The 4,383-nt window shown below is 63.5% G+C and carries 3 protein-coding genes and 1 pseudogene; 1 reads left to right on the top strand and 3 read right to left on the bottom strand.

Annotated elements, in window-relative coordinates:
* From kynU to ENZ74_RS23375, 3 genes are all read right to left on the bottom strand, one after another.
* The coding region (gene kynU, locus ENZ74_RS23385; protein ID WP_127313014.1) for a kynureninase at nt 1-1,207 on the bottom strand (1,207 nt) is incomplete at its 3' end.
* A 78-nt stretch (nt 1,208-1,285) separates the two neighbouring features.
* Nucleotides 1,286-2,122 (bottom strand): tryptophan 2,3-dioxygenase, encoded by an 837-nt coding sequence (kynA, locus tag ENZ74_RS23380; RefSeq protein WP_013531744.1) that lies wholly within the window; start codon nt 2,120-2,122, stop codon nt 1,286-1,288.
* Nucleotides 2,119-3,744: an AMP-binding protein gene (locus ENZ74_RS23375; RefSeq protein WP_063167974.1), complete on the bottom strand. Its 1,626-nt coding sequence runs from the start codon at nt 3,742-3,744 to the stop codon at nt 2,119-2,121. Before ENZ74_RS23375 ends, kynA begins: the two co-directional genes overlap by 4 nt.
* A 313-nt stretch (nt 3,745-4,057) precedes the next feature.
* Between ENZ74_RS23375 and ENZ74_RS23370 the strand changes: the two are divergent.
* A pseudogene (locus ENZ74_RS23370) lies at nt 4,058-4,383 on the top strand (alpha/beta hydrolase); the annotation flags it as partial.

Below are 4,383 nucleotides of genomic sequence, written 5' to 3'. Positions count from 1 at the left end.
ATGCTCCCGTGCGCAGAATGTCTTCCAGAACCTCAACCGCCAGCCACACATCCTTGTAGCTGACATAGAGCGGCGTGAAGCCGAAACGGATGGTCGACGGTGCGCGGAAGTCACCGATCACCCCGCGCTCGATCAGCGCCCGCATGATTTGATAGCCGTGGTCGTGAAGGAACGACACCTGGCTGCCGCGCCTGGTCGCGTCGCGGGTGGTCTCCAGCGTGAGACCGTAGGCGCCGCACTTGGCTTCGACGAGCTGGATGAACAGTTCTGTCTGCGCGACGCTCTTCTTTCGCAATGCCGCCATGTCGACGTCGCTCCAGATGGCAAGCGCGCCTTTGAGCGCCCGCATCGACAGGACCGGTTGCGTACCGCACAGAAAACGGCGGATGCCGGTGCCGGCAACATAACCCCGTTCGAAGGCAAAGGGCCGCGCATGGCCCCACCAGCCGCTGAGCGGCTGGCTGATATCGCCGTGGTGGCGCTGCGCGGCATAGATGAAGGCCGGCGCGCCCGGACCGCCGTTGAGGTACTTGTACGTGCAGCCGACAGCGAAATCGGCATTTGCCTGATCGAGCTCGACGGGCAGGGCGCCGGCGGTGTGGCAGAGATCCCAGACGATCAGCGCTCCGGCCGTATGAGCCCTGCGCGTCAGCGCCGCCATGTCGCGCAGTTCACCCGATTTGTAATTGACGTGGTTGACCAGCACCACCGCGACGTTTTCGTCGATCAGATCTTCGATGGTCGGCGCGTCGACGCCCGCGAGGCGCAGCAGGACGCCATCCCGGGTCGAGGCCACGCCTTCGGCGATGTACAGGTCGGTGGGAAAACTGTCACCTTCGGCGACGATGGCTGACCGGCCGGGCCGCATCTCCATCGCTGCGTGCAGCACCTTGTAGATGTTGGTCGATGTCGTGTCGCAGACAACGGTCTGGCCGGCCGCGGCTCCTATCAGGCGTCCGAGTTGGTCGCCGAGTTCGATCGGCATCTCGAACCATCCGGCCGTGTTCCAGGCTCGGATAAGATCTCGGGCCCATTCCTGCGTCGCCGCCTGCTGCAGCTCGCCGAAAACGGCATGAGATGCTGCCCCCAGTGAATTGCCGTCGAGATAGATCACCCCCTCCGGCAGAATGAAACGGTCGCGCATGGCCCGCAGCGGATCCGTGGCATCCATCGCTTCGACTGCGGCGAGATCAGGAATTCCACTCATGGTCAGTCCCCGGTTGTTCGCGAAGGGGTTTCCGCCACAGAGCGTCCCTTCGGTGAGCCTGTTCTCATTTCGATGATGTCAGAGCCGGGTGCGGACCGTCCACAGCTCCGGAAACAGCACGACCTCGAGCATTTTCTTCAGATACGAAGCGCCCGACGTGCCGCCGGTGCCGCGCTTCAGACCGATGATGCGCTCCACCGTGGTGACGTGGTTGAAGCGCCAGCGGCGGAAATAATCCTCGAAGTCGACCAGCTTCTCGGCCAGTTCGTAGAACATCCAGTAGCGCTGCGGATCGCGGTAGATAGTCTGCCAGGCGACCAGGACCTCTTCATTCTCGGTTCGCGTCTCACGCCAGTCCGTGCGCCTGGCATCGGCACCGATGTCGAATCCGTTGCGCGCCAAAAGCAGCAGCGCTTCGTCATAGAGCGACGGCTCGGCCAGAATGGCTTCCAGCTTTCCGCTGAGGTCAGGCCGATGCTTGTGAGGGCCGAGCATGGCCAGGTTGCGGTTGCCGGCCATGAACTCGATGGCGCGATACTGCCAGGACTGGAAACCCGAGGACTGGCCGAGCGCGTCGCGAAACTCGGTGTATTCGCTGGGCGTCATCGTCCGCAGCACATCCCAGGCATTGTTCAGCTGCTCGAAGATGCGCGCGACTCGCGACAGCATCTTGAAGCTCGGCTCAAGCCGGTCGGCGCGGATCGAGCGGATCGCGGCGCCAATCTCGTGCAAAGCGAGCTTCATCCACAGTTCCGAGGTCTGGTGCTGGATGATGAACAGCATCTCGTCATGCGCCGACGAGAGCGGTGTCTGCGCCTCCAGCACTTTCTCCAGGTGCAGATAGTCGCTGTACGACATGCGCTCGTTGAACGACATCTGTGCGCCTTCGGACGCCGGATCGTAGGGCTCGCTCAATTGACTTTCTCCGTGCGCAGCCGGAAGCGCTGGATCTTGCCGGTCTGGGTCTTGGGCAAAGCAGCAATGAATTTCACCGATCGCGGGTATTTGTAGGGCGCGATCGTCGCCTTGACATGGTCCTGCAGGCGCTTGGTCGTCAATGCGTCAGGCGCCACGCCCTGCACCAGCACGACATGCGCCTCGACGATCTGGCCGCGCTCGGCGTCCTCGGCGCCGATCACCGCGCATTCGGCGACGTCGGGATGTGACAGAAGTGCGGCCTCGACCTCGGGGCCGGCAATGTTGTAGCCGGCGCTGACGATCATATCGTCGGAGCGCGCGGCGAAATGGAAGAAGCCGTCCTCGTCCTGCGTGAAGGTGTCGCCGGTGATGTTCCAGCCGTCGCGCACGTAGTCCTTCTGCCTGATATCGGCCATGTAGCGGCAGCCGGTCGGGCCGCGCACCGCCAGCCTGCCGGTCGCGCCGCGCGGTACTTCGCGCATCTCGTCGTCGACGATGCGCGCCTCGTAGCCGCCGACCGGCTTGCCGGTCGACGCGGGCTTCATGTCGCCAAAGCGGTTGGAGATGAAGATGTGCAGCATTTCGGTGGCGCCGATGCCGTCGAGGATCGGCTTGCCGGTCTTTTGCGTCCACTCTTCGAAAACCGGAGCGGGCAAGGTTTCGCCGGCTGAAACGGCAACCCGCAGCGAAGACAAATCGGCACCTTCATCCATGGCCTTCAGCATGGCGCGGTAGGCAGTCGGCGCGGTGAAGGAGATCGTGGCTTTGTAGGTCTCGATGATGTGGATCATGTTGGGTGGCGTCGCCTGCTCCAGCAGCGTCGCCGCCGCACCGAAGCGCAGGGGAAAGATAGCGAGCCCGCCAAGGCCGAAAGTGAAAGCCAGCGGCGGCGAGCCGACGAAGATGTCGTCCGGCGTCACCTCCAGGATTTCGCGGGCATAGGCGTCGGCGATGATCAGGAGGTCGCGGTGGAAATGCATCGTCGCCTTCGGCACGCCTGTCGTGCCCGAGGTGAAGCCGAGCAGCGCGACATCGTCGCGGCCGGTGTTGACGGCGGTGAATGTCACCGGCTTGTCGAGAGCGGCACGATCGAGCTCGGCATCATGGTTGGCGGTGCCGTCGAAGCCTATGACCTGTTTGAGGAAGGTGCTGTCCTTGGCGCAGGCGGTCATCTCGTCCATCAGCCTGGTGTCGCAGAGCGCGACGGTGATTTCCGCCTTGTCGACGATCTTGGCCAGTTCGCCGGCGCGCAGCATAGGCATGGTGTTGACGACCACGGCGCCGACCTTGGTGGCAGCCAGCCAGCAGGCGACCATGGCGGGGTTGTTGGCCGAGCGGATCAGCACCCGGTTGCCGGGCTCGACGCCATAATTCTCGACCAGCGCGTGGGCGAGCCTGTTCGTCCAGTCGGACAGTTCCTTGTAGGTGCGGCGGCGGCCATTGCCGATCAGGGCTGTGCGGTCGCCGAGGCCCTTCTCGACCAGCCGGTCGGTCAGTTCGACACCGGCGTTGAGGCGTTCGGGATAGTCGAAGCCGTCGAGCAGTATATCGGGCCATTGCTCCGGCGGCGGCAGGTGATCGCGCGTGAACGTGTCGATATGCGCTGAAGGCCCAAGCATGTCGCCGCTCTCCCGTCTGCTGCCTGGCCAGTGCGCAATGCGCCTTGGCTGGATGTGGTGGATCCTAAGGTCCTGCTCTGAGGAGGCTTCGTGCTGCCCATCACGCCTGCTCGGAGATGCGCGCCGAAAGGGTGAACATCTGCAGGTGAGGGCAGCACAGCAGACCTCCCATTGTCGGCTGTTCGTGCGGGCAGGATCGCACCAGTCGAAATTTGTTTCAAGCCTAAAATGTTTTTGCCCTGGAGCATTGACGCATGGCGTGGCGCTGGCCATTGCTAGCGCAACAGCGATGCCGTTTTGGGGGAGGGCGCAGATGTTCGAACGTCACATCGTCGATTGGGATGATGCCTATGCCAACGGCGCGAACATTGCCGGCAGCGACCGTTGGCCAGCCGCCTGGTCCGAGCCAGCGGCAGCATTCCGCGATGCGCTCTCGGCAGAGAGCCGGGCACGGCTCGACATCGCCTACGGCGACAGGCCGCGCAATCGGCTCGATCTTTTCCTTCCCAAGGCCGCGCCCAAAGGACTGGTGGTGATTATCCATGGTGGTTACTGGCTGGAGACCGACAAGAGCTTGTGGTCGCATCTCGCCAATGGCGCGGTCGGCAGCGGCTTCGCCGTTGCGATGCCCTCCTACAC

Source organism: Mesorhizobium sp. M7A.F.Ca.CA.002.15.2.1 (assembly GCF_003998715.1).
Classification (GTDB): domain Bacteria; phylum Pseudomonadota; class Alphaproteobacteria; order Rhizobiales; family Rhizobiaceae; genus Mesorhizobium; species Mesorhizobium ciceri.
This window is presented reverse-complemented; position numbering and strand designations above follow the sequence as displayed.